General features: G+C 70.1%; 20 protein-coding genes. 12 read left to right on the forward strand and 8 right to left on the reverse strand.

From position 1 onward, the window contains the following. Nucleotides 1–77: 77 nt before the first annotated feature. The 3 genes from ACFCZ1_RS26695 to ACFCZ1_RS26705 are packed head-to-tail and all read left to right on the forward strand — an operon-like array spanning nucleotide 78 to nucleotide 1079. Complete coding sequence (locus ACFCZ1_RS26695) at nucleotides 78–485, forward strand: hypothetical protein (RefSeq protein WP_376680801.1); 408 nt, start codon at nucleotides 78–80, stop codon at nucleotides 483–485. Beyond that, nucleotides 482–766 carry a hypothetical protein gene (locus tag ACFCZ1_RS26700; protein ID WP_376680802.1) on the forward strand — a complete coding sequence of 95 codons (285 nt, stop codon included), beginning with the start codon at nucleotides 482–484 and terminating at the stop codon, nucleotides 764–766. The genes ACFCZ1_RS26695 and ACFCZ1_RS26700 overlap by 4 nt, the downstream gene beginning before the upstream one ends. A 10-nt stretch (nucleotides 767–776) precedes the next feature. Further along, entirely contained in the window at nucleotides 777–1079 is a 303-nt protein-coding gene (locus ACFCZ1_RS26705) for a hypothetical protein (protein WP_376680803.1), read from the forward strand. A gap of 150 nt (nucleotides 1080–1229) precedes the next feature. Here the strand turns inward: ACFCZ1_RS26705 and ACFCZ1_RS26710 are convergent, their stop codons facing one another. Continuing rightward, nucleotides 1230–2252 (reverse strand): ATP-dependent DNA ligase, encoded by a 1023-nt coding sequence (locus tag ACFCZ1_RS26710; protein WP_376680804.1) that lies wholly within the window; start codon nucleotides 2250–2252, stop codon nucleotides 1230–1232. Nucleotides 2253–3007: 755 nt separating this feature from the next. On the opposite strand from ACFCZ1_RS26710, the gene ACFCZ1_RS26715 reads away from it, so the two are divergent. The 6 genes from ACFCZ1_RS26715 to ACFCZ1_RS26740 all read left to right on the forward strand — a co-directional run bounded on the left by ACFCZ1_RS26715 (nucleotide 3008) and on the right by ACFCZ1_RS26740 (nucleotide 6761). Then, nucleotides 3008–3262, forward strand: coding sequence for a hypothetical protein (locus tag ACFCZ1_RS26715; protein WP_376680805.1), 255 nt, complete (start codon nucleotides 3008–3010; stop codon nucleotides 3260–3262). Then, nucleotides 3259–3435: a hypothetical protein gene (locus ACFCZ1_RS26720; protein ID WP_376680806.1), complete on the forward strand. Its 177-nt coding sequence runs from the start codon at nucleotides 3259–3261 to the stop codon at nucleotides 3433–3435. Before ACFCZ1_RS26715 ends, ACFCZ1_RS26720 begins: the two co-directional genes overlap by 4 nt. A 381-nt stretch (nucleotides 3436–3816) precedes the next feature. Next, entirely contained in the window at nucleotides 3817–4677 is an 861-nt protein-coding gene (locus ACFCZ1_RS26725) for a hypothetical protein (RefSeq protein WP_376680807.1), read from the forward strand. Beyond that, a complete protein-coding gene (locus ACFCZ1_RS26730; RefSeq protein ID WP_376680808.1) occupies nucleotides 4664–5485 on the forward strand; it encodes a hypothetical protein in 822 nt (273 codons plus the stop codon). The genes ACFCZ1_RS26725 and ACFCZ1_RS26730 overlap by 14 nt, the downstream gene beginning before the upstream one ends. Nucleotides 5486–5642: 157 nt before the next feature. Next, complete coding sequence (locus tag ACFCZ1_RS26735) at nucleotides 5643–5978, forward strand: DUF6233 domain-containing protein (RefSeq protein ID WP_376680809.1); 336 nt, start codon at nucleotides 5643–5645, stop codon at nucleotides 5976–5978. Between the two features lie 204 nt (nucleotides 5979–6182). After that, complete coding sequence (locus ACFCZ1_RS26740) at nucleotides 6183–6761, forward strand: YidB family protein (protein WP_376680810.1); 579 nt, start codon at nucleotides 6183–6185, stop codon at nucleotides 6759–6761. Between the two features lie 301 nt (nucleotides 6762–7062). Here ACFCZ1_RS26740 and ACFCZ1_RS26745 read toward each other — a convergent pair whose 3' ends face one another. Together ACFCZ1_RS26745 and ACFCZ1_RS26750 are read right to left on the reverse strand one after the other, a co-directional pair. Further along, nucleotides 7063–7320, reverse strand: a complete 258-nt coding sequence (locus ACFCZ1_RS26745; RefSeq protein WP_376680811.1) for a hypothetical protein — start codon at nucleotides 7318–7320, stop codon at nucleotides 7063–7065. A gap of 152 nt (nucleotides 7321–7472) precedes the next feature. Continuing rightward, on the reverse strand, nucleotides 7473–8009 hold the full coding sequence (locus tag ACFCZ1_RS26750) for a hypothetical protein (RefSeq protein ID WP_376680812.1): 537 nt from the start codon (nucleotides 8007–8009) through the stop codon (nucleotides 7473–7475). 186 nt (nucleotides 8010–8195) lie between these two features. Between ACFCZ1_RS26750 and ACFCZ1_RS26755 the strand changes: the two genes are divergently transcribed. Beyond that, the gene (locus ACFCZ1_RS26755) at nucleotides 8196–8606 is read left to right on the forward strand and encodes a hypothetical protein (protein ID WP_376680813.1); all 411 of its coding nucleotides are present in this window, start codon (nucleotides 8196–8198) and stop codon (nucleotides 8604–8606) included. A 1-nt stretch (nucleotide 8607) separates the two neighbouring features. After that, nucleotides 8608–10209: a hypothetical protein gene (locus ACFCZ1_RS26760; RefSeq protein WP_376680814.1), complete on the forward strand. Its 1602-nt coding sequence runs from the start codon at nucleotides 8608–8610 to the stop codon at nucleotides 10207–10209. Between the two features lie 337 nt (nucleotides 10210–10546). Here ACFCZ1_RS26760 and ACFCZ1_RS26765 read toward each other — a convergent pair whose 3' ends face one another. Next, complete coding sequence (locus tag ACFCZ1_RS26765; protein WP_376680815.1) at nucleotides 10547–11155, reverse strand: hypothetical protein; 609 nt, start codon at nucleotides 11153–11155, stop codon at nucleotides 10547–10549. 107 nt (nucleotides 11156–11262) lie between these two features. Between ACFCZ1_RS26765 and ACFCZ1_RS26770 the strand changes: the two genes are divergently transcribed. Then, the gene (locus ACFCZ1_RS26770) at nucleotides 11263–11499 is read left to right on the forward strand and encodes a hypothetical protein (protein ID WP_361950773.1); all 237 of its coding nucleotides are present in this window, start codon (nucleotides 11263–11265) and stop codon (nucleotides 11497–11499) included. Nucleotides 11500–11561: 62 nt separating this feature from the next. Here ACFCZ1_RS26770 and ACFCZ1_RS26775 read toward each other — a convergent pair whose 3' ends face one another. The 4 genes from ACFCZ1_RS26775 to ACFCZ1_RS26790 form a co-directional block, all read right to left on the reverse strand. Further along, nucleotides 11562–22055: a hypothetical protein gene (locus tag ACFCZ1_RS26775; protein WP_376680816.1), complete on the reverse strand. Its 10494-nt coding sequence runs from the start codon at nucleotides 22053–22055 to the stop codon at nucleotides 11562–11564. Between the two features lie 77 nt (nucleotides 22056–22132). After that, nucleotides 22133–22549 carry a DUF6292 family protein gene (locus tag ACFCZ1_RS26780; protein ID WP_376680817.1) on the reverse strand — a complete coding sequence of 139 codons (417 nt, stop codon included), beginning with the start codon at nucleotides 22547–22549 and terminating at the stop codon, nucleotides 22133–22135. A gap of 40 nt (nucleotides 22550–22589) precedes the next feature. Continuing rightward, the gene (locus ACFCZ1_RS26785) at nucleotides 22590–23105 is read right to left on the reverse strand and encodes a hypothetical protein (RefSeq protein WP_376680818.1); all 516 of its coding nucleotides are present in this window, start codon (nucleotides 23103–23105) and stop codon (nucleotides 22590–22592) included. Nucleotides 23106–23136: 31 nt separating this feature from the next. After that, nucleotides 23137–24819 carry a type IV secretory system conjugative DNA transfer family protein gene (locus ACFCZ1_RS26790; RefSeq protein WP_376680819.1) on the reverse strand — a complete coding sequence of 561 codons (1683 nt, stop codon included), beginning with the start codon at nucleotides 24817–24819 and terminating at the stop codon, nucleotides 23137–23139.

The following is a 24819-nucleotide window of genomic DNA, read 5'->3' on the forward strand; positions in this document are numbered from 1 at the left end:
ACCTATGAAACGGCCTCGCTCATCGGCACCGCAGCGCCGGACAGGCGCGCTCAGGCACCCCGCTTTAACCTTTGATCATGGAATCCCCTGTCGCTCCACGCGAGCGACCGAAGGTGACGAAGCGTGCCCGGGCGGCGGCCTCGATCCGGGACTGGTGGAATCGCCCGATCGTGACTTGGGTCAGATCGAAGGCCTTCTGGTGGTTTGCCGCGTTTGCCGTGCTGTGGGGCGTGACCGCTTGGCAAATCTCGGTCAGCTATGCAACCCAGTTCATGATCGGCCTGGCAAACCCGTTCAGCCCACCGATCTGCCTCTCACCGTGCCAGCAAGCGCTAGCCGTCAGCTTGCGCCTCGTGGGGTGGATTCTCGTCCCAGCGGTGGTGGGTGCGACGGCCGGCGTCATCGCAAGGGAGCAGATGTACCGGCTCTTTAATGTCGAGAGCAAGCTGCCTGACCCACCCAAGCGTGAGGGAGGGCGGCGATGAGCGAGCGCGAGCGTCTCTTCTTCGACAGCTCCGACCCGGCCGAAGACCTCGTGATCGACTACTTCAACGAATGGCACAACTGGGAAGCTGCCGTCACACAGAGTCACTACGAGTACATTTACAACGACTTTTGGCACCGCCAGTACATTTCGCAGTCGCCGAAACCCAGGGTGGCCTGCCGAGCAGCGGCCTTCGGGTACATCCAAATCTACGTTTTGGAAACTTCTGGCACAGACTGTCCAGCTTGCCTGAAGAGGTCACGCAACCCGGATCGGGGGTAGCGTGGACGCCATGGAGCGGACCGCACCTCGCCCGGACACGGACACCTCTTCCCTTGGGGAGGCCCTCCGGCACCTGCTGCACGACTCACTCCCCGCCACTGCTTCCGAAGCAGCCGTGGAGGAGATGATCGCTGACGGCGTGCCCAAGCTCAGGCTTCGTATCGAGGCAGCCGTGAGGCGTGCCGAAGAGGAAGAGACGCTTGCCGAAGAGGAAGCGTACGAAGCGCTTGCCGAGTACCAAGCACTTGCCGAGTACGAAGCACCTGCCGCAGAACCCGCCGAAGACGAGGCCCAGCGGTTGTGCGACCACTGAGCACGACGCAGATCGCCACGGCGAACAACGGCAAGGCGGCTGAGGTAGTCGGCCAAGCCCCCTGAGCAGCTCAAGCCAGTCAGTCCGGTTCGACCGCTAACTGGCTGTTCTTTGGTCACGGTGAGGGTGGCCCTGGCCCCAGGGGGCCACTCAGCCAGCGGCCGCGGCCGTGCCATCTCCGAACCGCGGCACGTCCTCCACCGTCACGTCCACGCGCAGCCGCTTGAAGCGCAGCGGGTGACGGAAAACGCCCCGGTCAACGGCCCGATCGGCGCTGACCTCCGCTACCAGATCCGGCCGGACCAGCACCGCGTCCAGAACGTCACGGCTCCCCCACGCCGCGGTAAACCGCAGCCCGGTCCAGGGATGCTCGGGGCCCGCTGCGGCCAGGTGCTCGCCGACCTGCTGGGCCGCGTCCGGGCGCAGCGGTACCGTTCGGCCGACCGCGCGCAGCCGGCCCGCCGGGTCGTGGCGGCCGAGGAGGAGCAGCTGGGGGCGGGCGAGGGTGCCGGTGATCGCGCCGATGATCGCCTCTGTGGTGTCCCGGCGGCGGATCTTCGTCCACCCGCGGTAGCCGGGGAGATAGCGCTGGTTCAGGCCCTTGATCAGGATGCCTTCGACGCCGGACACGTCGGTCCAGGACCCCAGCCACTCCTGGGCCTTGACCGGATCGGTCGTCATCGGGACGAGCGTCCATGGGGCCGTCAGTCCGTGCTCGGTGAACAGGGTCTCCAGGCGGGCGCGGCGCTCCCGGTAGGGGAGGTTCAGCAGCTCCGCCCCGTCCAGTTGCAGCAGGTCGAACGCGGCGTAGTAGGCCGGCCACCGGGCGGCGAGGCCCGGGGCGCTGCGGCCGCGGGCGGCGGACCGGCGCTGCAACGCCTCGAATGACAACGCGCCGGCCTCGGGATCCCACACCAGCAGTTCGCCGTCCAGGACCAGGCCGCCCGGCAGCTGCTGCCTGGCGGCGACGAGGTCGGGGAACCGGTCCTGGACCAGCGATCCGCGCCGGGTCTGGAGCAGCACCCGGCCGCCCCGTTCAGTCGGGGTGAACAGCAGGGCCCGGTGGCCGTCGAGCTTCTGCTCGAACGCCACACCGCCGCGGATCACACCCGGGCCCGGTACCGACTCTGCGGCCTGGGCCAGCATGGGCTCAACCGGTGGTCTCAGCGTCACCCCGGACCTCCTCTCCTCACGGTCGCCCCCTTCCAGGGTCTGCCGGATCACGTGGGCCCGGCCCGATGGACGCCTGGGCGCGTCATCCGTCCGAGGGGCGCGTCGGGGCTGCTGGGACGCTGACAGGCGCGGGTGCGCCACGGTGACGGCATGCGCCGCTGGTCTCTGCCTCTAATCCTCGCCGCCCTGCTCGCGGCCTCCGGGTGTGTCACCGTCCACACCACCCCGGCCCCGCCCGCCGGCACCCGCGCCGTGGTGCCCGAAGACCACAAACACCCGGCCGCGCCCCGGCCTGCCCGGCTCGATGCCGGGACGGCACTGCCGCTCTCCCCCCTGCCGTCTGCCGCCCCGGCCGGCCTTGCTCCTGAGCCAGACGCCAGGTCCGGCCCCTACCGCCCTGCAGCCGCGGCCCGGGATGCATCCGGCGAGGCTCGACATGCCCGGTCCGCGCCCCACCGGACGGCCGGGCCAGGACCGGCCCGGCCCCGTCGAGCCGCCCTGCCGAGGCCGGCCCCGCACTCCCAAGCGAAGCCCAAGCCCAAGACGAAAGCGAAGGCGCGGCCGAGCAGCCGCACGCCCGCACCGCACGGCCCGGTGCGACCTGCGGCCGGAGGCGGCGCGAACATGGCGGAGCTGTGCCGCGCGGCGCACGGCGTCACCAGCCCGGCCGTCACCGCGCTGTGCCACCAGACCTACGGCCGCTGACCCTGGCGGGCCACTGGCGAAGAAAATCGAACACATGTTTCACTTGGAGTGTGAGAGCACCGTTCCGCTTCCCCGATGACCTGCTCGCCCTCCAAAGGGCCTGGCAGCAGACCTACGCGGATCTCGCGCAGGCGGCCGCCGGAGCCGGTACGACCACGCTGCGGCGCGGGCTGATCGACCTCTCCGGGCGCCTGTGCACCCATCCCTCCTGGGCGGGCCCCGCCGACTGGCGGGCCGGCGGTGCCGAGCTGCGCCGCGCCGCCCGCAACCACGCTTCCGCCCCGACGGAACGGCAGGCAGCATGAGCGAGCAGACCATCACCAAGCCCCGCCCGCAGGTCGTACCGGTCACCTGGGCCCCAAGTCAGACCGGACCCTGCGCGCGGTGCCACCAGCAAACATGCCGCTACGGCCACGGTGGGAACCCCTTGTGCAAGCCGTGCCAGCAGGCCCGGCAGGAGCAGCTCGCCCGCACCTGACCGTGACCGACCCTGCACCACCGCCCGTGCCGATAACGCTGCTCCTGCCGGACGGACAGCAGATCGAGCGCGTACGGCTCTACGAACGCCAGCAGCTCGACAGCGGCTTGTGGATGTACCGCATCGGCGTGCCCCTGTGGCAGACCGCCGTAAATGAGGGCACCTCACGGCAGCCGACTGTCACTACCGACACCCCACGAGACCAGGGACGACCAATCCACATCGGCTACCTGATTGAAGCCTGCGGGCACGGTGGCGAGTCGAGACCGTCTGCCCCCTCAACAGCGGTGACCACCCGTTTGGACGCGCCCACGTCGCCCGGCACGCGGGCACGGCCCAGGATGGGCCCGTGCGGGGTCCGACGGCTTTCGGTGGTTGTCCATGAATGCGAATACGCCGGCTCCCGACGAGCGGGCCGAGAAAAATGCCCCGCGGCCGCCGCCGTGGAAGCGGGTGAGTGTCTGGCTGTGGGGCCTCGTTGTCGCGTCTGTCACCGCGGCCGTGGTGAGTCTGCTGACAAATGCTCTCACCGACGTCGGGACGACCGTGATCCGCATCGTCTCTGGTGACAACCGCGAGGTCGTCATCAAGGACGAGAAGGGGCCGATTCTCGGCGTGCACGTCGAGCAGGGCGACGGGGACGGCTGCAACGCTCCCGGCTGGGTGTACCCGGAATCCCCCGCCGCCCCGATCATGAACACGCCCCCCGGCACGGGGATCCGTAAAGACGGCAAGACCTGGGACGAGGACCCGCCCGCCCTCGGGGCCGCCCCCGCCGGGCCGGTCACCCTCTACATCAGCGCCCGCGCCAGGGACGAGCGCGCCATCATCATCCACGACATCCGCTTCCGGGTCGTGGAGCGCCGTCCGCCGATCCGCGGCACCCACATCAGCCTGGCCGGAGCCTGCGGCGACAGCCCCACTTACCACGTCGGACGCGTCAATTTCGCTGCTAGGCCGCCCTACTGGGTACCGGTCGGCGACTTCAAGGAAGGCTTCCGCAAGGACGAACTGAAGTTCCCCTACACAGCCACTGCATCCGACCCGGCCACACTGCTCATCGACGTGAACCCCGGCAAGTGCCATTGCGCGTGGAAGGTGGAGCTGCGCTGGACCGACGGAAAGGAGTCCGGCACGACGATGATCGACGACAACGGAAAGCCGTTCCAGATCACCGACTCCAGCGGTCTGCCCGTCTTCACTTGGCAGGAAGGAAGGCGGGTGCCCGATGAACGCCGGTGACAGCAGGGACCGTATACGCACAGTCTGCTTCATCGGCGCCCTGGCTGTCCTGGGTGCGCTCCTGGGATGGGCTATCGGCACGTGGCCGCAGGACCGGTGGCCGCGCCGCGCACCGGGCCCGGCGGTGGTGATACGTGATGTGGTGGTGATGGTCAACGGGCAATGGGTGGTGCCCACCTCCGCTGAGGAGACAGGCATCCCTCCAGACCGCGATGCCTGCCAACCTGCGGTACGCACGTGGCTGCGCCAGCTGGGAGCAGCGCCGACCGGCCTGCAGATCAGGTTCTTCCTTGTGTCGGAACGCACCCAGAGCCTGGCGATCACCGGTGTTCGCGCCCGCGCCCACGGCCACCCCAGGGTTGTGACGCGTACCCATATCAGCGCTGAATGCCCCCGGGACTACGTCGACTTCAGCGGCCACGAAAGGCAGTGGCTCGACGTCGCCCTAGGCGCCAACGGCGCCACCACCCGTTTCGGAGAGCCCGCCACGGACGAGCGCCTGGAACTGGACCTCGGCCGCGGCGACACGATCGAATTGCGCCTCCTCCTGAATGCCAAGCCGCCTGGTCCAGCGCAGCGCTGGTCCCTGGATCTCGAATTCACCGACGACGGCCGGAAGTGGTACCTGCCCATCGCGGGGCCTCCAGGCTCGTTCGTACTGGCCCCGCCCCTCCCTGAGAGCGCACCGACGATCCACGTCGACGAGGGCCCACCAGGCACAACAACACGGTCAGCTGAAACGTCACCTCGGAATGCCCAGAGGCGAACAACGGGGAGGACTGCCAGGCCTGGCCGTCACCCATGGTGATCACCTTGGCGGGCGGCCGCCGTGCAGTGACCCGTCCACCCAGCCGAAGACCAACAGACCCACAAGGGCAGACCGCAGGAAGGAATAGCGCAGCATCGGAATACTGCCTCTCCACCAGTACGGCGGCGGCGTCGAGGCGGCCGAGTACGGGACATGGGTGACCTCCGACCAGCTGCGCCCGATCCCCGGGGTGAGCCTGGACGGGGTCCCGAAGACCCCAAGGCCCACCACTGCGGCAGCGTCCGCCAGCCGGTGGGCATGGCTCCTCGACGGCCGGACCCGCAGCCGGGCCGCCACCGTCCACGCCGAGGGCTGTCGGCTGGCCACCGACAGCGCGGTAGCGGTGAAGACGATGGCAGCGCTCGATGCTCTCTCGCGGCCCGGCACGGCGGCGTGCACCGGGTGCGACGCCGCCGAGACCCTTCTGCCGATCCTCCGCCACGGCCAGGACGAGGCGCCGGGCCCCGCGAGTGACGGGGATTGCGACAGGTAGTCACCGCAAACCGCTCAAGGCACGGATGGCTTTGTTCACGAGGACGGGCAGCACTTCGACATCGGTTCGGGAGTCGCAGCCTGGCCGAAATATTCACGAGTTTCGACAGCACCTGGGCCTGCTGGGGCTGTCTCGTAGCAGTGGACCTTGCAGAGGTCAGATCCACCTTGCGTTTGATCTTGCGTGGGCGGGAAAGATCCCCGCATGACCGATCCTGTGAACGACGGCGTGGCCACGCCGACAACCGTGCCGATCTCGGTGAAGGGCCTCTCGGACGCCGGTCTGGAACCGCAGCTGCGGTCCTGGATCAGCTCCGGACCCAACGAGCCCGTGACCGCCGAACAGATCACCCGGGCCATCGGGGAGGACCGGCTCGCCCAAGCCGCCGAATCCCTGGGCCGCGAGCCCGGCGACCTCGCCGCAAGCCTCGCCGCCGATCTCCCCGGCCTCATCGACACCGCCTCCCCCAACGGCCACGTCGAATTGGCCCGCGCCCAGGACGAAGCCGGCGCCATCCAGGCCCGAACGGCAGGCAGCATCCACGCCTACATCGAAGGAGGACCCGCCGCCCTCTACAACGGGTCCGATGCCATCGCACTGACCACCAAGTCCCACGGCGTGACGCTGACCGCACTCCCTCAAGAGGTCGTGGACGACGCGACCTCCACTCCCGGAACCCAAGCCGACATGACGATCGTGGCCGCACGCCCGCTCGACACCCGGAACGGGCTCTACACGGCCGACATGACTGTGATCTTCGACGCTGTGCCCCGCGCGCAGTAAGCCCAAGACCGAAAAGCCGCCTCCTCGTAGCCACGGCGTTGGCACCGTGTGTGACGCAGTCCCGACGCCGTGGGATGGAGTCCCCCGGAGCGGCCTGGCCGCCCGGTCCCGCGCCACCAAGACGCCGAAGCCCGGCGGGGCGCGGCCCAACCGACGCGTACCCTCCACCCGGCCCGCGGGAGGGCCCGCGAGGTGCCTCCCGTTCTCGTGAACACCGCCTATTCGCGCGAGCGTGCGACTCCGAATGACGCGTCAAAACGACGTCGCTACTCGTGTACAAAGCCACACGGACGACGGCCGCCTATGAGTTGACTACCGCCTCCTTCTTTCCCTGCACCTTGGCGAAGGCCTCCCCTGCGCGATCCTGCACGAACTTGGCGGCCCCGAACGGGACATTGGGCTTGGCCTGCCCGGCGGCCCCGGCCAGGGCTGCTTCGGGCACCTTGTCGGCGGTGATGTCGCCAAGCCCACTGGGCTCGTCGGCGTGGGCGGGGGCGGCGACAGCAAGCGAGACGGCTGCCAACAAGGCAACAGTGAGGATGCGCGGCATGGGCTTCATGCGCTGGCAAACGATCACGCCCGAGGAACGTCACCAAGGCTTTGGGCACCCGGAAGCTCTTCCCCAGGGCCCCTCTGCCGCCGCCTGAAGCCCGGGCCCGGCGCGGAGTGAGAGCAGTAGTGAGGGCCCTGGACAGCCCCAGCGCCTGATGGTCAGACGGTGGGGGATCCGGTGTACTCGTGACGCTGGTAGCCGCGTCCGTCGCCCTGCCAGTCCAGGAACAGCACCGCATCCGCCAGCGCCCCCGCGCCGGCTCGGTGGCTGATGGTGCCCGACCGGTAGCGGCCGTCGTAGTCGGCGCTGGACGTGCTGTCCTCCAGCCGGTCCTCGATACCGGTGAAGTCGCGTTCGATCACCACCGGGTCGGTGCCCTGGCGGGACTGCTTGATCTGCAACCGCAACTTCGCCCCATCGAAGATCGTCGGATCGTCCACGGGATAGAAGCCGGGGCCGTCCCACCGGGCCTCGGCGTAGGCGTAGACCGTGTTCCCGGACCGGGCCGCGCACGTCTTCACCGTGACCTTCCAGTTGTCGGGCCAGGGCCCGTCGTAGCTGTTGTCGTCGATGTCCTTCGTGCTGCTGGCGCACTTGTAGTGCAGCGCCGGCGCAGCCGTAGCCGCGGTGGCGGCCGGTGCCGCTACCGCGGCCACGGCCAGCGCGGCCACCGCTGCCTGCTTGATGGTGTTCATGGCCAGTCAATGCCGGTACCCCAGGTGGCGACACGGCCAAGCTCCTAATCCGCCACCGACGGGGGACGCACCCCAAGGTGTCCAGTCGGGGTTATCCACAAGGCGGGCCTTATCCACAGACCGGCTCGCCGGTCGCGATCAGGGTGGGACGATCATCCCCATTCCGACACGTAGGAGGGGATGTTGATGTCTACATCAGCACTGCTGAGGCTCGACACACAGCTGGACTCCGAAGACGCAGCCGCGGTCCTGGCGGCGGCCTGGGACGTCTTGAGCATGACCACCGGGCTGTGCGACAGCATCACGTTCGACGAAGACAGCGACGAGCTTCAGGCGATGATCGCCGCGCAAAAATGCTCGGAGGGACGGGATCGCCTCCCACTCCCGGAGACCGGCAGGCCGGTCACGGCTCCGCCGCCTGAGCCCGGCCCTGCAGGGCTCGCCCCGTACGTACGACTCCTGGAACACGTCAGCAGTTCACTGACGCGTCTGTCGGCCGCCGAGACGGCAGACGAAGGAACCTCGCGCGCCCTGGGACAGGTCAAGGACCTGGCGTCCGGCGCCGCCGCGGCACTGGCCGCAGTCCGGGGGCAATGAGGTGGCGACACTCGGGGAGCTGTTCGACGTCGCGGTCGCCCGCCTCCAGGAAGTGGCGCAGACTCCGCTCGCGTCCGTCACAGCTGACGAGCGGGCCGCCCTGGCCGGCGAAGTCGACGGCTTACTGGCACAAGTGCAGAAGGGCCTCGGTCCGCGGGCGTACACGCCTGCCCCGACGACCGAAGAGCGGGACCTGACCAGGGCGGAGCAGAACCTGGAGGACTGCCTGGGGCGTGCACGGGAATCGCTGGCCACCGCTCGCCGATACCTGTCCCCGCAGGAAGGAGAGGGCGGGCCGGCTGCGGAACGGATCGCTTCCGCGACACAGGCCATAGGCGCCGTGCGCGACACGATCAACAGCCATCTCGGCCCCGACCGTGCCCCGCTGACGCCCTACGCCTACCTTCTGCGGCACCAGAAGGCCTTCGACTATCTCGCCAGGCGGTACTCCGAGGTCGCCTGGGAGGCAGGGCACGTCGTGCACCGGCTCGCTCAGGGAGCCGAGCATCCCGGCGCGATCGATGCCTTCGAGCAAGCCAGAACCTCCCTCGACCATGCGTCCGTCTACGCACGGGCGTCGACCCGCGACGCCGATCACGACGTGGCCAGCTTCCCGGCCGCCCTGCCCGTGGAACCGGTCCAGGCCGCGGCAACGGATGCGACCAGTGCCGTAACAGCTCGCCTTGCCGAGGACAGTGAGCGGCTTTCCCGCGCCGCGTACGCCGCTCTGCACGACCGCTCGGAGCAGCGGCTGAGCGGCTCGGACCTCAAGCAGCTCTCCCGCTGGAACGCCATGGGCCGGCTGCTGGCGGGACGGACACTGCTGCACGTCGCGCAGGACACAGCGGACGGCGCGGTCCGGGACAACCTCAAGAACGCCGCCACGGCACTGAGGGAGTCCTCAAAGACCTGGAGGGCCGCCGCTGACGCATGGGAGGACCTCGTGGACACCGGTGACCCGCGGGAGCATCCCCGGCTCCCGCCACCGGGCTACGCACAGGTCCAGCAGGGCAAGGCCGTCCAGATGCCGTCGACCGACCCCCACCCCGCCGTGGTGATCTCCCGGACCAGTGCCGTACGCCTGGGCCAACTGCTGTTCGGCCCCCAGTGGACTCCCGAGCAACCGCCGGGAGCGGCCCGGCCGGCCGCTGACATCGTCGCCGATGCCGGGGGAGAGGGCGCCCTGGCCGCCTCGGCGTACCGGCTCTCCGCCACCGGCTGGCAGATGGCCGCCGCCGCCCCCTGGGTCGTCCGGCGGGCAGAGACCGGCCTGGTAACCAACTCCGCCGACTACCGGCCCCCCACCCTCGACAAGGACAGGCGCTTCTACCCCGTCCACCCCCGACAGGTCGAGTCACTGACCGAGGCCTACTCGGCGGTGATGGGCGCGGAACAGAAGGGCGCAGCCGCCCTCCTGGCCACCGCGCAGAGCGCGGGCACTCCCGTGCCACGCGCCATGCTCGACGCGGCCGCCCATCGGTCGATCGCCCAGGAACAGAAGTGGGTCACCGCGAAACCGGTTCAGGCTCCGCAACGGGCCCTGCCCCGGGCGCACGTCCCGACCGACCTGGTGGTTGGGCGCCGGCCAGGGCTGCGCCAGTAAGGCCGCTCGCGTTCAAATGGGTGGCCGCCGACTCGACGGTGGCGAAACAGCTCCGGCAGGCCCCGCCGCGGCACAGGACTGCTGGCTTCGCGCGCCGTGGCGGCAGCGGTAAGCGCCCGTTTGCACTCCCGGCTCCAGTCGCCCCGCACCGCATCAAAGATCTCGGCTGAACCGTTCGCGTTGCCATAACTGTGACGGCAACGCGAACGGCGGGAACACCGGAATCGAAGGTCGGAGAGGCGGTTGACCTGCCCTTGAGGGGTGCGGAAACAGGAAGGCTCCCTCCCGGCGATCATCCCGGGTGGGAGCCTTCAGCGTTATCGGGACGCGCCTTTTCCTAGGCGCCGTTCGATGGAGCCGGGATGACCGACTTGGGCTCGATCCCGAGGACGTACTGGGTCCCGGTGCTGCGGTCCACCTTGGACGGGAACCGGCGGAAGCGCTGGAACTTCTCGTCGGAGAGGGGCTTGATCGCGTTGGCCTCGCACCAGGCCGTGTAGTCCTTCTTGACCTTGATGGCCTGGACCTGGTGAGCAGGCATCTCCTTCCCGGCGAAGACCTGGTAGGTCTCGGTAAAGAAGCGCGCTGTGATCTCGATGTTCTTGCGGAACTCGCTGCTCACGTAGTTGACCCGCACGGCTTCGGCCTGGGCGTGCCGGTGGGCTTCGTGCAGGAAGCCGCTGGCGAACTTGAGCGCGTGGTAGGCGTCGAGAAGCTTGAGGTGGGCGCCCGTCGAGGCCTCAGCTAGGCGTTCGGGCTGTGGACTGTGCTGTCCTCCGAGCACTCCTACGCCAACCTGAATGCTGCTGATGAGCCCCATAAAGGTCTCCAAGGCTGCGACGTCATCAGGGTGGTCGTGGAGGTGCTGGATGAAGTCGGACATCGCGCGGACGATGGGGTGGTCGAAGCCGGACGTCTGCTGTTCGGCGGTGCTCTGCTCGGTCACTGCGTCCCCTCCTGGTTTCCTCTGATCTGACGGTGCTATCAGAACGCAGCCGGGTTTTCAGTCCATCCGGCGAGAGCGGCCACGTTCGGACCCGCGAGAATTGCCAGGTGAGTACACCAACGCAGTCCCAGCGGGGCGTCGGACGCGGCGTCAGCACCCTCATCCCGCAGAGCGCCACCGACCAGGCCATGGCCGCGCTCACCGGGTTGGAGACCGTGCCTGTGCACGTCGGGCTCCTCCAGGCGGCAACCCTGCTGCTGGAGGACGCCGCGCGCACTGCTGCCGACGAGTCGACGAAGGCCGCCATGGCCAAGACGGCAGGGATGCTGCGCTCCGCCATGTAGTTGGTGGTCACGCCCTTGCGGGTGGCTGTGCCGGGCAGCTGCTGCCCGGCACAGCCGTCGGTCTAAGCCGATGCCCGGGGGGTGCGGGCTGCAGGCGCCGTGGGAGTGGCAACCCGCGGGGCCGGCGCGGCCGCCCGCTGGGCTGGCCTTGCTGTCCCGGGCGGCAGGGTCACCGAGAGGCGGGCCGAGTGATTCTCGGCCGCCTGCGCCAGGCCCTGCAGGGCCTGGACGTCTGCGGGGGCGAAGCGGGCTGACCTGACGGCAATGGCCACGAGAGCCTGGGCACGTTCGGCGACCGCACCGTACGGGCCGACGGCAGGACCAGGCCCGGAGTCGTGCGGCGGGAGCTGTCGCCAGGCGTCCCGGAAGGCCATCACCCTCATGTGACTGGAGCCGACGGCCTCCTGCCCCATGGGGGTGTTGATCCACTTCTGGAAGCGGGCCGTGACCTCTTCGGCGGCCCGTACGGCGTCGTCGCGGGTTGCGTACGCCGTCGGGGTCCTCCGCTCGACGAGCCGCTGCATCGCCGGCTCGGCGGCGTCGGGCGCGTTCTCCGCCACCGGCCGCGCAGGCGTCGAGGCAGCCTCGGCGGCCGCGACGGTGCTGTAGGTGATGGTGGCGTCGGAGAGCCTCAGCAGGGCGTCGGCGGCGGGAAGGTCTCCTGTGCCGGGGCGGAGGCGATTCGCGAGGGCCGCCGCGTGTACCGAGATCGCCTCGCAGGCCCGGATGGCCGCCGTCTTCCAGAAGCCCTGGAACCGCACGTCGGCGCGCAGGGTGTCCCAGTAGGCGCCGGCCTTCTCCTTCATCACGTCCCAGACGTGTCCAAGGGCGCCGCGGACGCTCTGGATTCGCTGCCACTCGGGGTGGCCTTCGAGACTCTCGGCGTGGGCGTCAGCCCCGGCCAAGGCGGTACCGACGGCCGCCTCCGCATCCGAAACGGCCGGTGCCACGGCGGGTGCGGGCGGCGAAGCAGGTGTGGCGGGCGACGCGGGAGCGGCCGCGGGCGCTGGTGGTGTGACGGGCGACGCGGGAGCGGCCACGGGAACCGCCGGGTCCGGGCCGCCGGGTGCGCCGGCTACCGGCGCGGGCTCCGCCGCTGCTGGCGACTCCGCCCGCTGGCTCAGTACGGCCACGTCCGCGGCTACCGCGGCGCGGACCTCCGCAGCCGGGACAACGAGGCCGAGCTCGTCCCAGGCCGCCAGTGCTTCTTCGAACTCCGGCCAGTCGACGCTGTCCGGGGGCTCGGGCAGGTCGTGACCGGCCTCGCCGGGCGGTGCGGGGTCAGCTGCCAGCGGACCGCGCTGGGGAAGGTATACGACAGGGGTCGGTAGGTGCGCCGGCCGCTGAACTACTGTCCGCGGAGCCGTACGGGGACGGTTGTCGACTGGTTGCCCGGGCACATCGGAAAGGCCGTTTGACTGGTCTGCTGGTGTGGCCATCGCGGGTACCTCCATGGGGTCCTGCGCCGCAGGCGGCGCGTTCTGCGGGTCGGCGGTTCGTTGCGGCGGGTCGGAAACAGGCTCGGGGTGATCCTGCTCTGCGGGATCGGGCTCGGGTTCCGGCTTTCCGCCGCCGGCGTCGCGGGCGGCGGATTCCAGTACGGCTTCGAGCACGGAGGCGTCGAGAGGGTCGTGAAGGCCGGGGGTCGGGGTGCCCTGCGGCTCGGCCTCCTCGACGGTCGCGACCACCGGGATTTCGGGCGCCACCGGCGCCCGGTCCAAGTTGACGTCGTGGGCCTGGTCGACGCCGGGGTCGCCGACCGGCTCCGCATCGCCTGCCGCTGCGCTGGTGGACTCCGTTGGACTCTCCTTCGGGCCTGCCTCGACCTGGGGTGCGGGGGCTTCCTGCTCCGTTTCGGCGGTCATGGTCGACTCCTCGGGCCCAGGTGGCGTGGTCTGCGGGTCAGGCTGCCCAGGCGCCGTCTCCTCGTCCGTTTCCGTCCGGTCGAGCTCGGCGTTGGGGGCGCCGAAGAGGTCCAGCTGCATCTCTTCGGCGGCTGGCGCGGAGACCTGCGGTGGGGTCATCTCCGCTGGGGGAGTGGGCGCCGCGTCGGGCTCGGGGCCCTCGTTCGTCCGGTCGGTGACAACAGTGGGCGAGACCTCGATCCAGGCGCCATCTCGGAACTCGTACCCCGTCTGCCGCTTCGAGGCGTGCGCCCGCACCCAGGGCACGAGCTGCTCCGGGTCCTCGAATCGCCGTAGCCGCTTCGGCGTCACCCCGAGCGGCGCGTCGTTGAGCGCCACCGAGTAGTGCGTCCGCCGATATTCGACGGAGGGGTAGAACATGAGGTAGCTGGCTCCGGGCAGTGTCAGCTGGTAGCGGCCGTCCCCTTGGCCCCGGTAGGTAATGCTTTCGCCCTCGACGAGACCCCAGGAGAAGGTCCGCAGCCCGCCGTTCGCGGTGGGAGCCGGTGACGGCTCGCCCTGGGCGGAAGCGGCGGCAGGCGCCTCGGGGGCGGGGGTAGCGGGCTGGCCAGCATCGGCCGGCCTCGGCTGCTCCTCGGCCGGGGCGGCCGCTTCAGGCGGACCGAACAGCCCGAGCTGCTGCTCGGTCTGGGTGGCTCCGTCGATGTCGAAGTTCATTTGCTCGGCGGGCGGCGGCTCTTCGTTGCTCCGCTGGCCCGGATCATCGCTGCCGGACGGCTGGCTCTGGGGCGGGTCGGGCTCCACCGCAGACAGGTCTAGCTGTTCGTCGGTATCGGCGTCGACCAGGCCCGGAGTCGGTTCGGGCACCACGGTCATCTGCTCCTCGGGGGCGCCCTCGGGATCGTGTCCCGGCTCGGGGGCGGGGCCTTCTTGCGGGGCGGAGCCGCGCTCGGGCGTGTTCAGCCCGGACTCGTCGAACAGGCTGGTCGTTCCGTACCCGTCGCCGTCCGGCTCCGTGGCCTGCACTGTCGGCTCCTCGGGTGTGAAGGCGCCGTTCAGCTCAGGGGTAGGGACGGCGACCACCTGTTCCTCGGTGGGCGCCGGCTGCGCGGTCAGGCGGTTGAGGGACTCGATCGTCGCCTGTGAGCGGGCCGTCAGAAGGTGAGCCGCCGTGTATACCTCTTGCAGGGGACCGAGCAGCTCCTCGTCCACAGCAGGCTCCAGGGCCTGGCTCCAGACGGCGACCGCGTAGATCCGGCGCAGGCTCTCGTCCGGCCCTCCGAGGTCGGAGCCGCTCGGGGCCGCCTTCGCCCGCGCGTAGGCCACACGCAGTTCGGCGATGGGGTTCTCAGGGGTGCCGAAACCGTCGGGGCGAGCGTCGTGATCCTGGTTAACGTAGGCCTGAACGGTAGGTGCCTGGCTCCACCGCTCGAAGGCGCTGTCCAACCGTTCGACGTCCAGCCGCATGTCGGTCGCGTCGGTATACGCCGCATACGACGACGCAGCGGCGAAGAGGCGCGGCACCTCTGCCAGGTCCGGCAGGGTGACGTTCAGGACCGGCAGCCGCGCGGGCTGTTCGGCGCGCTGACGCTCCTCACGGTCGGTGTACACCGTAACGGTGCGGCCAGCGGCCTCAAGGACCCGCACGGCGGTATCGACCCGCTCCCGCCGGGTCGGTTCCTTCCAGGTGCGGGGCAGGTACCAGCCTCCGGCCCGCCGCGAGTCTTTGAAGCCTCCGCCGGTCCACATCGCCGCCTTGGCGGTGTTGTCCTCCGGGCGCACGCCGAAGACCAGAGTGTCGCTGCCGTTGTGCAGGATCCAGACCGGGTCACGGCCCTGCTCGTCGAGCTGCGGACGGTGGACACTGCTGCCGTAGATGGCGGCATGGTGGTGGGCCATGCGCTTGGCGACGGTGGCGGCCTCGTCTGTGCCGCGCACAACGTCGCCTCGCACGTCGCCCTCGTACCGGTACTTGCTGTAGCTCCACTTCGCACTGCCGACCTGGTCGGCGTCCTGGTAGAGCGTCACCGTCCGGCTGGTCTCCAAGTACGTGTATCCCTCGGCGCCCGGTACCGGTTCGGTGGGCAGCGGCTCAGACGTCTGTTCCGTTTCCGGCTGGCTCTGCTCCTCGGGGTCCGCTCCCCCGACGGTGGCCCGCGGGCCGTGGCGGTCGCGGGATTCGGCGAGCTGGTCGTCGCTGGGCGGGGCGGTCTCGCGCAGGGCGAGGTACAGGGCGTTGAGCGCCAGGGCGCGGGCCTGGTTGTCCTCGTCGCGCCGGAAGTGCAGTTCGTGGTCCAGCCGGCCGTAGCGCCATGCGGGCAGGGAAGCGGAGCGGTTGGCGGTGTCGTGGGCGACGGCGGCGTCGATCCAGGCGGGGAGCTCCTCCCACAAGATGGTGCTGGAGACGTCCCGCTGGGCGATGGTCAGCCCTTCGGCGTTGGTCGACAGCTGCACCTCTCCGTTGCCGGTCAGGGCGGGCGGCAACGAGCTGGAGGTGTCGGCGTAGTACGCAGCCGTTGGCGCCTGCTGCTGCTCGGCGATCCACTTGCGGACCCGCTCGGTGGGCGAGGCGCCGGGCTCCGTGCTCACAGGCTGGCCGTCGACGGCGACCGCGCTCACCAGCCCCAGCACCTGCTGTTCGCTGAGCACGGCCCGGATGGCCCACCCGGCGGACTGGTGGGTGCGGGCCGCCTGCGGGCCGTCGATGTGCCCGACCATGACCCGGTCGCCGAGGCCGTCGATCAGCTCTCGCAGGGGGGAGGGTTCGGCCGCCGCAACGGATGCGGTGTCCTGCGTCCGGCTCGGGGCCGGCACCGGCGCGGGCCCTGCCGGGGCGGCAGAGATCTCGGTGGCGCGCAGCTGTGTGTAGACGGCCGCCGCGGCCTCGGTGTGCAGCTGCTCGCGGTTCTCGTACGCCTCGTCACCGTTTCCGAAGTAGAGGCGGGCCCACTGCGGCCACCGTGTGGTGTCGGGGCCGTTGTACTGGTCGAGCAGCCAGTCCTCGGCCCAGTCGGCGAAGACGATCCGGAAGTTGCTGGAGTCGTTGACCCGTGCGGCTTGCTCCAGCCGCTCAACTCCGGCGGCCCCGTGGACGAGCGTGCGTAGGCCTTCCTCCCACAGCTGGGGGTCGGTCAGGTCGCGGGCATCGGCGGCCGCGGGCTGCGGTTCGGCCTCGTCAGTGGCGGGCACAAGGTTCCGCTCGGCAGCCGGCGCCGGGATCGACGGTGGTGAAGCCTCCTCGGCCGCGGCGGGGCCGGGGGCGGGCTGCGCGGTGGTGCGCTCCGGGGCGGGCTCCGTCTGCGTCTGGGCTTCGGTCCCAGCCGCTCCCGCCGGGACGGGAGCCGCGTCGGGGGCGGTCCGGGCCTGCTGCCAGACGACCTTCGCGGCCTCGGCGTGCAAGACGTCCCGCGTGGCGTATGCGCGGTCGTCGAGGTAGGCGTGGACCCATTGCGGCCGGTCCTGGGGGCGGTTCGCGTACTCCTGAACCCACTCCTGGGTCCACTCGGCGAAGGCCTCGCGGAACCGGGCGCCTTCGTTGCCGTCAACCTGCGCCCAGGCAATCACGTCGCTGTCGGCGGCCCCCGCCTCGGTGACGGCTTGCAGGGCTTCGTCCCACCGTCGTGGGTCGGCGAGGTGCGGCAGGGGTGGCTCGTCTGCGGGCACGGGGGCAGCGGTGCGGCGGACGGCGCCGACGATCTGTCCTTCGCTGCGGACGACGGCGGAGCCGCCCATCATGCCGACCATGACGGCGGCGTCTTGCATCGCCATGTCCACCTCGGACATCTCCGCGCCGGCGGCGCCCGGGTCGAACTGCGGGCCCGACTGGCTCTCGCGGCCGGAGGAGACGGCGGTCTCCGCAATCTGCGCTTCGAGGGCGGCCCTGCGCGCGCGCACGTCCTCCAGCTCGGCGTGCTTATCGAAGGGGCGGCCGAGGTGGGGCCGGGTGTCCTCCAGCGAGGCGCGCATCTTGGCGACCTTGACGCGGAGCTCCTCCGGGGCGGTCACCGCGGCGTCGGCGGCTTCTCCCAGGGCCTTGGTGATGCGCCAGGTCTGGCCCTTGCCGAACCAGGGCAGGTTCAGCCGGACGTCTACCTGGTGTTCGCCGGGGAGCACCAGGTGCGCGTACGACTCGTACGCCAGGTTGCCGAACTGCTGCTTGCGGTGCCAGGTGAAGCCGACGCTCAGGCCGCGCCAGGTGTATCCGGCGTCCAGGTCCAGGGTGGATTTCGCGCCCTGGGCGGACTGCGCGAGCGCGGCCGGGACGTCATCGGGCTGGACCAGGCGCCCGTCGGCTGTGCGCCATGTGTCGTCGTCGGCTGCGGCCACCGCGTCGGCCATGGCCTGCATGGGGGCAAGGGAGCGTTCCGCCTGGCCGATCTCCTGGTCAAGGATCTCGACCTTGCGCTGCATGCGGCCCTGCGCCTGACGGTGGCCGTCGGCCGCGTTGAGCAGAACCTGGAGCTGGCCGTTGACGTCGGCCAGCTCCATCAGCAACGGGTTGCCCGCCACGATGGCCTTGGCCTGCCCGAAGCCGGCTCCGACGGCGTCGATCTCCTGAATGACGCGGCCGACCCTGCGGCCCGACAGGATCTGCACGATCGGCTTCTGCTTGCGCTCCAGCTGCTGGAACATGTAGCTGTCGAAGGAGTTCAGGGCCAGGTAGCGGATGAACTTGACCGGCTTGTCGAGCTTGATCATCCCGTTGCCCGGGCGGTCGAGTCGCCCCTCTCGCTGCTCCCACTCCGACGGCTTGTGCGGCGGGTCGACGTGGTGCAGCGCGACACCACGGGACTGGACGTTGACGCCCGTCCCGCCCTTCTCGGAGGACATGAACAGCACGCTCACCTTGCCCGCGCGGGCGTCGCTGAACAACTGCTCCTTGGCCAGGTCGCTGTTGTAGTCGTGGATGAACCGGATGCGCTCGCGGGGGATGCCGGGGAATCCTTCCTCCGGCAGGCCGGAGATCAGCCCCTTGCGGATCTTGCCGTAGACCTGACTGCCCCGCTCCTTGCTCGGGGTGCCCAGGTCACAGAAGACGACCTGCAGTCCTCCCGCGACGTCCTCCGGATCGTCGGGGAACTTGAGGGTCTTGGTCTCGTTGTGGATCTCCAGGACGTTCCTGATGACGGCCCCGGCCTTGCCGGGGCCGTCCGGTTCCATGCCGACCAGCTCAAGGTCCAGGGCGGCTTTGCGGCCGTCCGTGATGACGTTGAGCATGTTGTCCTGCCACGGCTTGACCTTGCCGTTTTGGATGTCGTCGATACGGCCGGAGATGCCTTCGACGTACCGGATCAGGTTCGGGGTGGCCTCGATCTCCACGAAGCGCTCCTCGCGCTCCGGTCGCACGATCTTGAAGTCCTCGCGGGGGCGCAGCTCCGCAACCTCGTTGAAGAGGGCCAGGGCTTCATCGGCGTTGACGTAGTCCACCGGCCGCCGCTTGAGGCGGAAGCTGACCCCGTCGACGCCGACCTCGGGGCGGGTCTCGAAGTTGATGTGGTTGGCGGCCCAGGCGTCCGGAGTGCCGAGCCCGAGCTGTTCCAACCGCTTGGGCATCGTGAAGTGCTTGAAGACGTACATCTCGCGGACCGAGTTCGAGATGAAGGTGCCGCTGTAGAGGGCGACGACGTTGTCGCGGCCGGTGCGCTCGCGGGTGACGAGGATCTTCAGGTCCAGGTCGGTGGCCCGCTTGGACGGCTTGCCGAGCGACATGCCCTCGGTGGTGGCCGGCAGGGCAAGATTCTTGAACAGGTGCGCTTCGTCGATCTGCAAAAAGTCGACGCCGAGGTTCTCGAAGGTGACACCGGCGTCGACGGCCTTGGACCGCAGGTCGGATGCGCGAGCGTCGAACCGGTCGACCTGCTTGGCGATCTCCTTGATCCGCCGCTGGTTGGCGTCGTCGCCGTCGATCGCGCCAAGGGCCTCGCGGTAGTCGTTGGCCAGCTGCTCCAGGTACGTAGCCTCGGTGACCGGGTGGACCCCCAGACGGCCGAAGGAGTTGTGCGTCATGACGATCGCGTCCCAGTCGCCCGTGGCGCAGCGGGCCGCGAAGAGCATGCGGGAGCGGGCGTCCGCAAGGTCCTTCTTGCCCGCCATGAGGATGCGTGCGTTGGGGAAGAGCTTCTTGCCGTCGCGGGAGATCTGCTCCAACAAGTGGTTGGGGACGACGACCATGGGCTTGGCGACCAGGCCGAGCTGCTTGAGCTTGAGCGCCGTCATGAACATCGTGGCCGTCTTGCCGGCACCGACCGGGTACGGGCACAGAGAGCCCTCGTCCGCGGACAGGACGCGCTGGACGAAGTCCCACTGATGCGAGTACGGGTCGAACTCGGGGTCGAGGCCGTCGACGGTCAGATGGGAGCCATCGTTCTTGCGCAGGACGGTGGAGTTGAAACGGCGGTTGTAGTCCGCGGCCAGCCGGTCGGACCGTTCGGGGTCCTCCCACACCCAGCTCGCGAAGCGGCGGTTCAGATCGGTGAGCTTGGTCTCGGCAAGGAGGGTCGCCTTGTCGTTGCGGACCCGCTTCGAGCCGCCCTCCGGAGTGCGGAAGACGTCGTAAACCCTCGGGCTCTGCCCGTTGAGGGCCAGATCGAGCAGCTCGAAGGCGTCGACCCTGTTCGTGCCCCATTCGCTGGTGGCGGCCTCGGGGAGCGTCATCGGGGTGTCGACGTTCCAGGTCGCCGTCTTGGCGACGTGGGTGATGTCGACGTCCACGCCGAGGAGCTCCTCGGCGAACGCGATGACGTCCTCCACCGGGATCCAGGGTGCACCGAGCTTGGCCTTGATGTCCTCGGGCTGGAGCGGCTCGGGCTGGACCTCCCGCAGGGCCTCCACGTGGCGCTGGAGGTCCTCGCGGCCCTGCGAGAGCAGGAACTCGGCCCGCTCCAGCTTGTCCACGACCGGCCCGGACAGGTACTCGCCCACGGTGAGGAGTTCGTCGGTGTCCGGGTCGGCGAAGACCAGGTCCCCGAGCGCTTCGGCGACCTGGTCCGCCTCGATGCTCAGCAGCTGCGCGATGTAGGGGACGTCGACCTGGTTGCGGAAGTTCAGGCAGAGCGACAGCGCTTCCTCGGGGGTGTCCGCCGAGGTGGGACGTTCGATCCGCCGGTTGACCCGGCGGGTCTGAAGGGCGGCCTTGGACGCCGTCTGCGTCTCGTCGTCGAAGTCCTCCAGCGCAAGGACGGCCACGAAGTCCGGGTCGCGGCGGAACCCCCCGAGGCGCGGGTAGCGGCGGCTGACGGTGGCCTCGCCGGTCTCCTCGTCGACCTCGCCCTGCGCGAGCGTGTACCGGTTGATCGGGCCGTGCGCACGGGCGTAGGCGTCGTAGAGGCGGTTCACCTCGGCGCGCAGCGGCTCCAGCTGCTCGTCGGGGGTGTCGTGGTCGGTCTCCGCCTCGATCAGCGCCAGGGTGGCGTCGCGCAGCCGGATGAGCTTGGGCAATTCCTTGCCCGCGCGCGCGACGGCGACGAGTTCACCGTCGATGACCTCGTGCGGTGCGCCCTCCACGAGGTGGAAGGAGCCCTCCTTGCGTCCGTCGTCGCGGACGGGGAAGGGCAGGTTGTCCAGCGTCCAGGGCTGCGCCCTGGGGGCGACCTTCCACTCGCGGCCGGCAGCGCGGGCCTTCGTGGTGATGGAGGCGAAGGCCTCGCCGAGCGCCGCGGTGAGGTCTTGGTCCTCGGGGGCCTTCACCGCCAGGGTGTGCCCGTACTGGGCCGCCCGGCCCGACTCCCACGCGCCGAGCACGTGGGAGGGGTTCGCCAGGAAGTAGTCGTTGCACTCCTGGTCGCTGACGCCGGGCACGCCGCTGGTGCCCATCCAGCTCTCGTCGATCGGCCCCTCGGTGTCGCGCCGGCGGATGACGAGGATGTCGGCCAGGACGCCGGTGCCGCCCTCGGCGAGCGCGCCGTTGGGCAGTCGGATCGCGCCCAGCAGGTCCGCGTGGCGGGCGATGGCGCGGCGGGCGGAGTCGTCCCCGGCGTCCATGGTGTAGCGGGAGGTCAGCAGGATCGCGACGCCGCCCGGCCGCAGGGCCTGCACCGAGCGCCAGATGAAGTAGTTGTGGATGCTGCTGGTGACCGCCTTCGGCGCGGTCTTGTCGAACACCTGGTAGTTCCCGTACGGCACGTTGCCGAGCACCGCGTCGACCGAGTTCGACTGGAGGGAGGCGTCCTGGAGCCGCGCGTTGATGATCTCGGCGTCCGGGTGCAACAGGGCGGCGATACCGGCGGTGGTCGGGTCCCGCTCGACACCGAACCAGTCGACGTTGAGCCCGTCCGGGGTGTGGTTGATGAAGGTGCCCGCGCCGCAGCCGGGTTCCAGGATGCGGCCGCCTTCGAAGCCGAGGCCCTGGAGGGCCGACCAGCACGCTTGGGTGATCCGGTCGGGGGTGTAGTAGGCGGTGGGCGTGCCCTGTTCGGCATGCCGGTACTCCCGCGGGGACAGCAGCCGTTGCAGCTGCTCCCCGATTTCCGCCCAGGTGCCTTCCCGGTTCGGGGCGAGGGCGGGAGCCAGCGGCCCCCAGCCGGGCCAGTGCCGCAGCGCGCGGAGCTCTTCCTCGGTGGGGTCGGCCTGGTCCTCTCGCAGCCGCAGCAAGATCTCGACGGCCGCAACGCTCGCGCGGGCACGTCCGATCGGCCCCAGACGGGATTCCGACTCGGGCGGCTCAGGGGCAGGGGCAACCGGCGTGATGGACATGTCTTTCTCCAAGCAGCGGGGCCCGGCGCGGCCTCAGCGCCGACGGCCCGCGGGCGGTCGGAAGGGCAGCAGGCGCGTCAGTCCGACACGGCGTAGGCCGACAGACGCGCCTCGAACGCCTCGTCCTCGCGCTCGGGCAGGCGCTGCGGCCCGTCCTCCCTGCTGGGCGTCATCCCGGGGTAGGCGAGCACCATGTCGGCCCAGCGCGCCACCCGCTCAGGTGAGGGCACCAGGTCCTCCCCCATGAACCAGTCGCTTGTGCCAGCCTCGGCGGGCAGCCTGAGAACCCAGCCGAAGGCCTCGTCCCAGGCGAGCTCGATGTCCTCGTCCTCGTCGGCGTACGGCCCGCTATCCGGCACGGCCAGCGTCACGACGGCGGTGCGGACCGCCGGCGGGCGGCCCGTCACGGCGTGCCCGAGCACGGTCAAGCCGATCTCTTCGACCTCCGCGACGACGGCCTGGACGTATGGCTGGTGATCAATGCGGGTGAACACAAGGGTCTCCTTTCTCCTGCCCGGGCGGGCAGTCGGCGTGCTACAGCGGCGCGTTCAGCTCGGCTTCGCGGCGGCTGAGTTCGGCGGCCGCCGGGTGGACGGCAGAAGCGCTCGTCGCATCGGAGAGCTTCAGGTACAGCTCGAAGGCCTCGTCGCTGCCGGACGGCGGGGGGACGATGAGCGGCGGGTCCTGGTGGGTGCCGGTCGCGCAGGCGGCGAGCTGCAGGCGCGGGACGAAGGCGTGCAGGGTGTTGATCCAGTCGGCTTCGGCGAGCTCGCGCCCGGGTGCCTCTTCCCCAGCGTAGGTGCGCATCCAGCCTGCGTAGAGGGCGGTGAGGTGTTCGACGACCGCGGAGTGCTGGTACCAGCAGTGCGTGATCGTGTTGTGGAGCTCGAAGGTCTTGCGGAGCCAGTAGACCCAGTCGCCGAGCTCGCGCATCCGGATCCGCCGCTCTTTGGGGTCCATGGCCGCCCACACCCAGCGCTGCGGCTCGGGCTTCTGGGGGGCTCCGGGCGGCATCGGCCAGAGGTCTGCGGGGTTGAGCGGGTCGGGCACGTGCGCCTCCTGGGCTCGGTCTTCGTCGGCTCTACTTCTTGGCGGGGCTGGCCTTGGGCTCGGCGAGGAGCTTCTTGAGGTCCTTGTCGCGGAAGGTGAGGCGCATCTTCACCTTGATCGGCGGCAGGTTGGTGTACTGGGCGATGGCGGTGAAGTCGGGGAGCTGCTGCAGGGAGTGGACCGGTGCGAGGTCGGTCTCGGTGGCCTGGGTGTTGGTGGAGTGCTCGCCGCGGGAGCGTCCGTGGCTGGTCTTCATGACCTCGGTGCGTCCGTACAGGCCGGAGAAGTAGCGCAGGGTCTCCAGGTCGCCGCAGCCGGGCAGCAGCATGCGCAGGCCGCTCGCGGACAGGACGGTGTTGGCCTTCTGGACGCCGAGGGATTCGCGGAGCTGGGACAGGTCGTGCCACACGGTCAGCATGGTGATGCCCATGCCGCGGCCGGTGGTCAGGATGTTGGGCAGCCGGGGGTAGCGCAGCATGTTGCCGGCCTCGTCGACCAGGACGCCGACGCTCGGGTTAATGGGCTTGCCCGTCGAGTTGTAGCGGGATTCCGCCGCGTGGATGGCGCCGGCGATCAGGGAGCTGATGAGCGGGGCGAAGCGGTCCGCGTCTGCCTCGGAGGCGATGATGCAGATGGTGCCCCGCTTGTCGAGCCACTCCTCGAAGGTGAAGTCGGAGCGGGAGCAGGTCTCGCGGACCTCCTCGTCGGCGAAGACGCGGGCCAGGACGTTGAGGCTGAACTGGATGGAGCCGATGCCGTCCTCGTGCAGGCGAAGCCAGGGCGAGGCGTAGTCGTCGGCGACGTCGGTGAAGCCGTGCGCGAGGAGGATCGCGCGGACGTGGTCGACGGCGTCCTTGCCCAGTGAGATCCAGCGGCGCATGTCGGAGATGCCGCCGCCGGAGAGCTGGGCGGCGAGCAGGATGCCCTTGAGGACGCTCTTGGCCTGGTCGATCCAGGGGGCTGCCCGCTTGTCGTCACCGGAGGAAGAGGCCTCGGCCAGCCAGGACGCCATGCGGTCGGCAGCCTTGGCGTCGGTGCAGTACTCGACCGGCGACCAGTGGTCGCCGACGCGGCCGGGGATGCCGGCCGGGGCGATGACCCAGACGGGACCGAACCAGCGGCGGCGGGCGTAGATGATGTCCAGGTCGGCGGCCTTGGTGGTGGTGACCACCAGCGGCCCTTCCCATTCGGCGGCGTTGGGCAGGACCAGGCCGGTCGTCTTCGACGATCCGGGTACGCCGAACACGGTGGCGCTGATGTTGGGCTGGGCGGCCACGACCTTCTTGGTCCGCAGGCCGCGGCCTGCGGTGATGCGGTTGACCCGCTTTGTCGGGTCATTGGCCGCGGACATCTTCCGCTCGATCTTCGCTCCGCCCCACTGGGCGCCCCCGGAGCGGCCGCCGAAGGACACCACGCTGGCGATCTTGACGATGACGGTGCCCAGGGCGAGCACGAGGACGACGGTGAGGGCGTAGAACAGCCAGGGGGGCGGGGCCGGCTGGTAGACGGAGCCGGGGCCCTTGGCGAGGGCCGAGATCACCGTGACGGGAACACTGTCTGAACTGCCGACCCAGCCGTTGCCGGACAGCAGTCCGGCGAGTGGCCCGGCCAGCAGGACGGAGCTGCCGATGGTGACGACCATGCCCGCGCCGTAGGCGGCGAGCAGTGTGTTGTCGTCTAGTCCGGCGGCGGACGGGCCGGTGCGCTCGGACAT

The organism is Streptomyces sp. NPDC056224 (genome assembly GCF_042267665.1).
Lineage (GTDB): Bacteria > Actinomycetota > Actinomycetes > Streptomycetales > Streptomycetaceae > Streptomyces.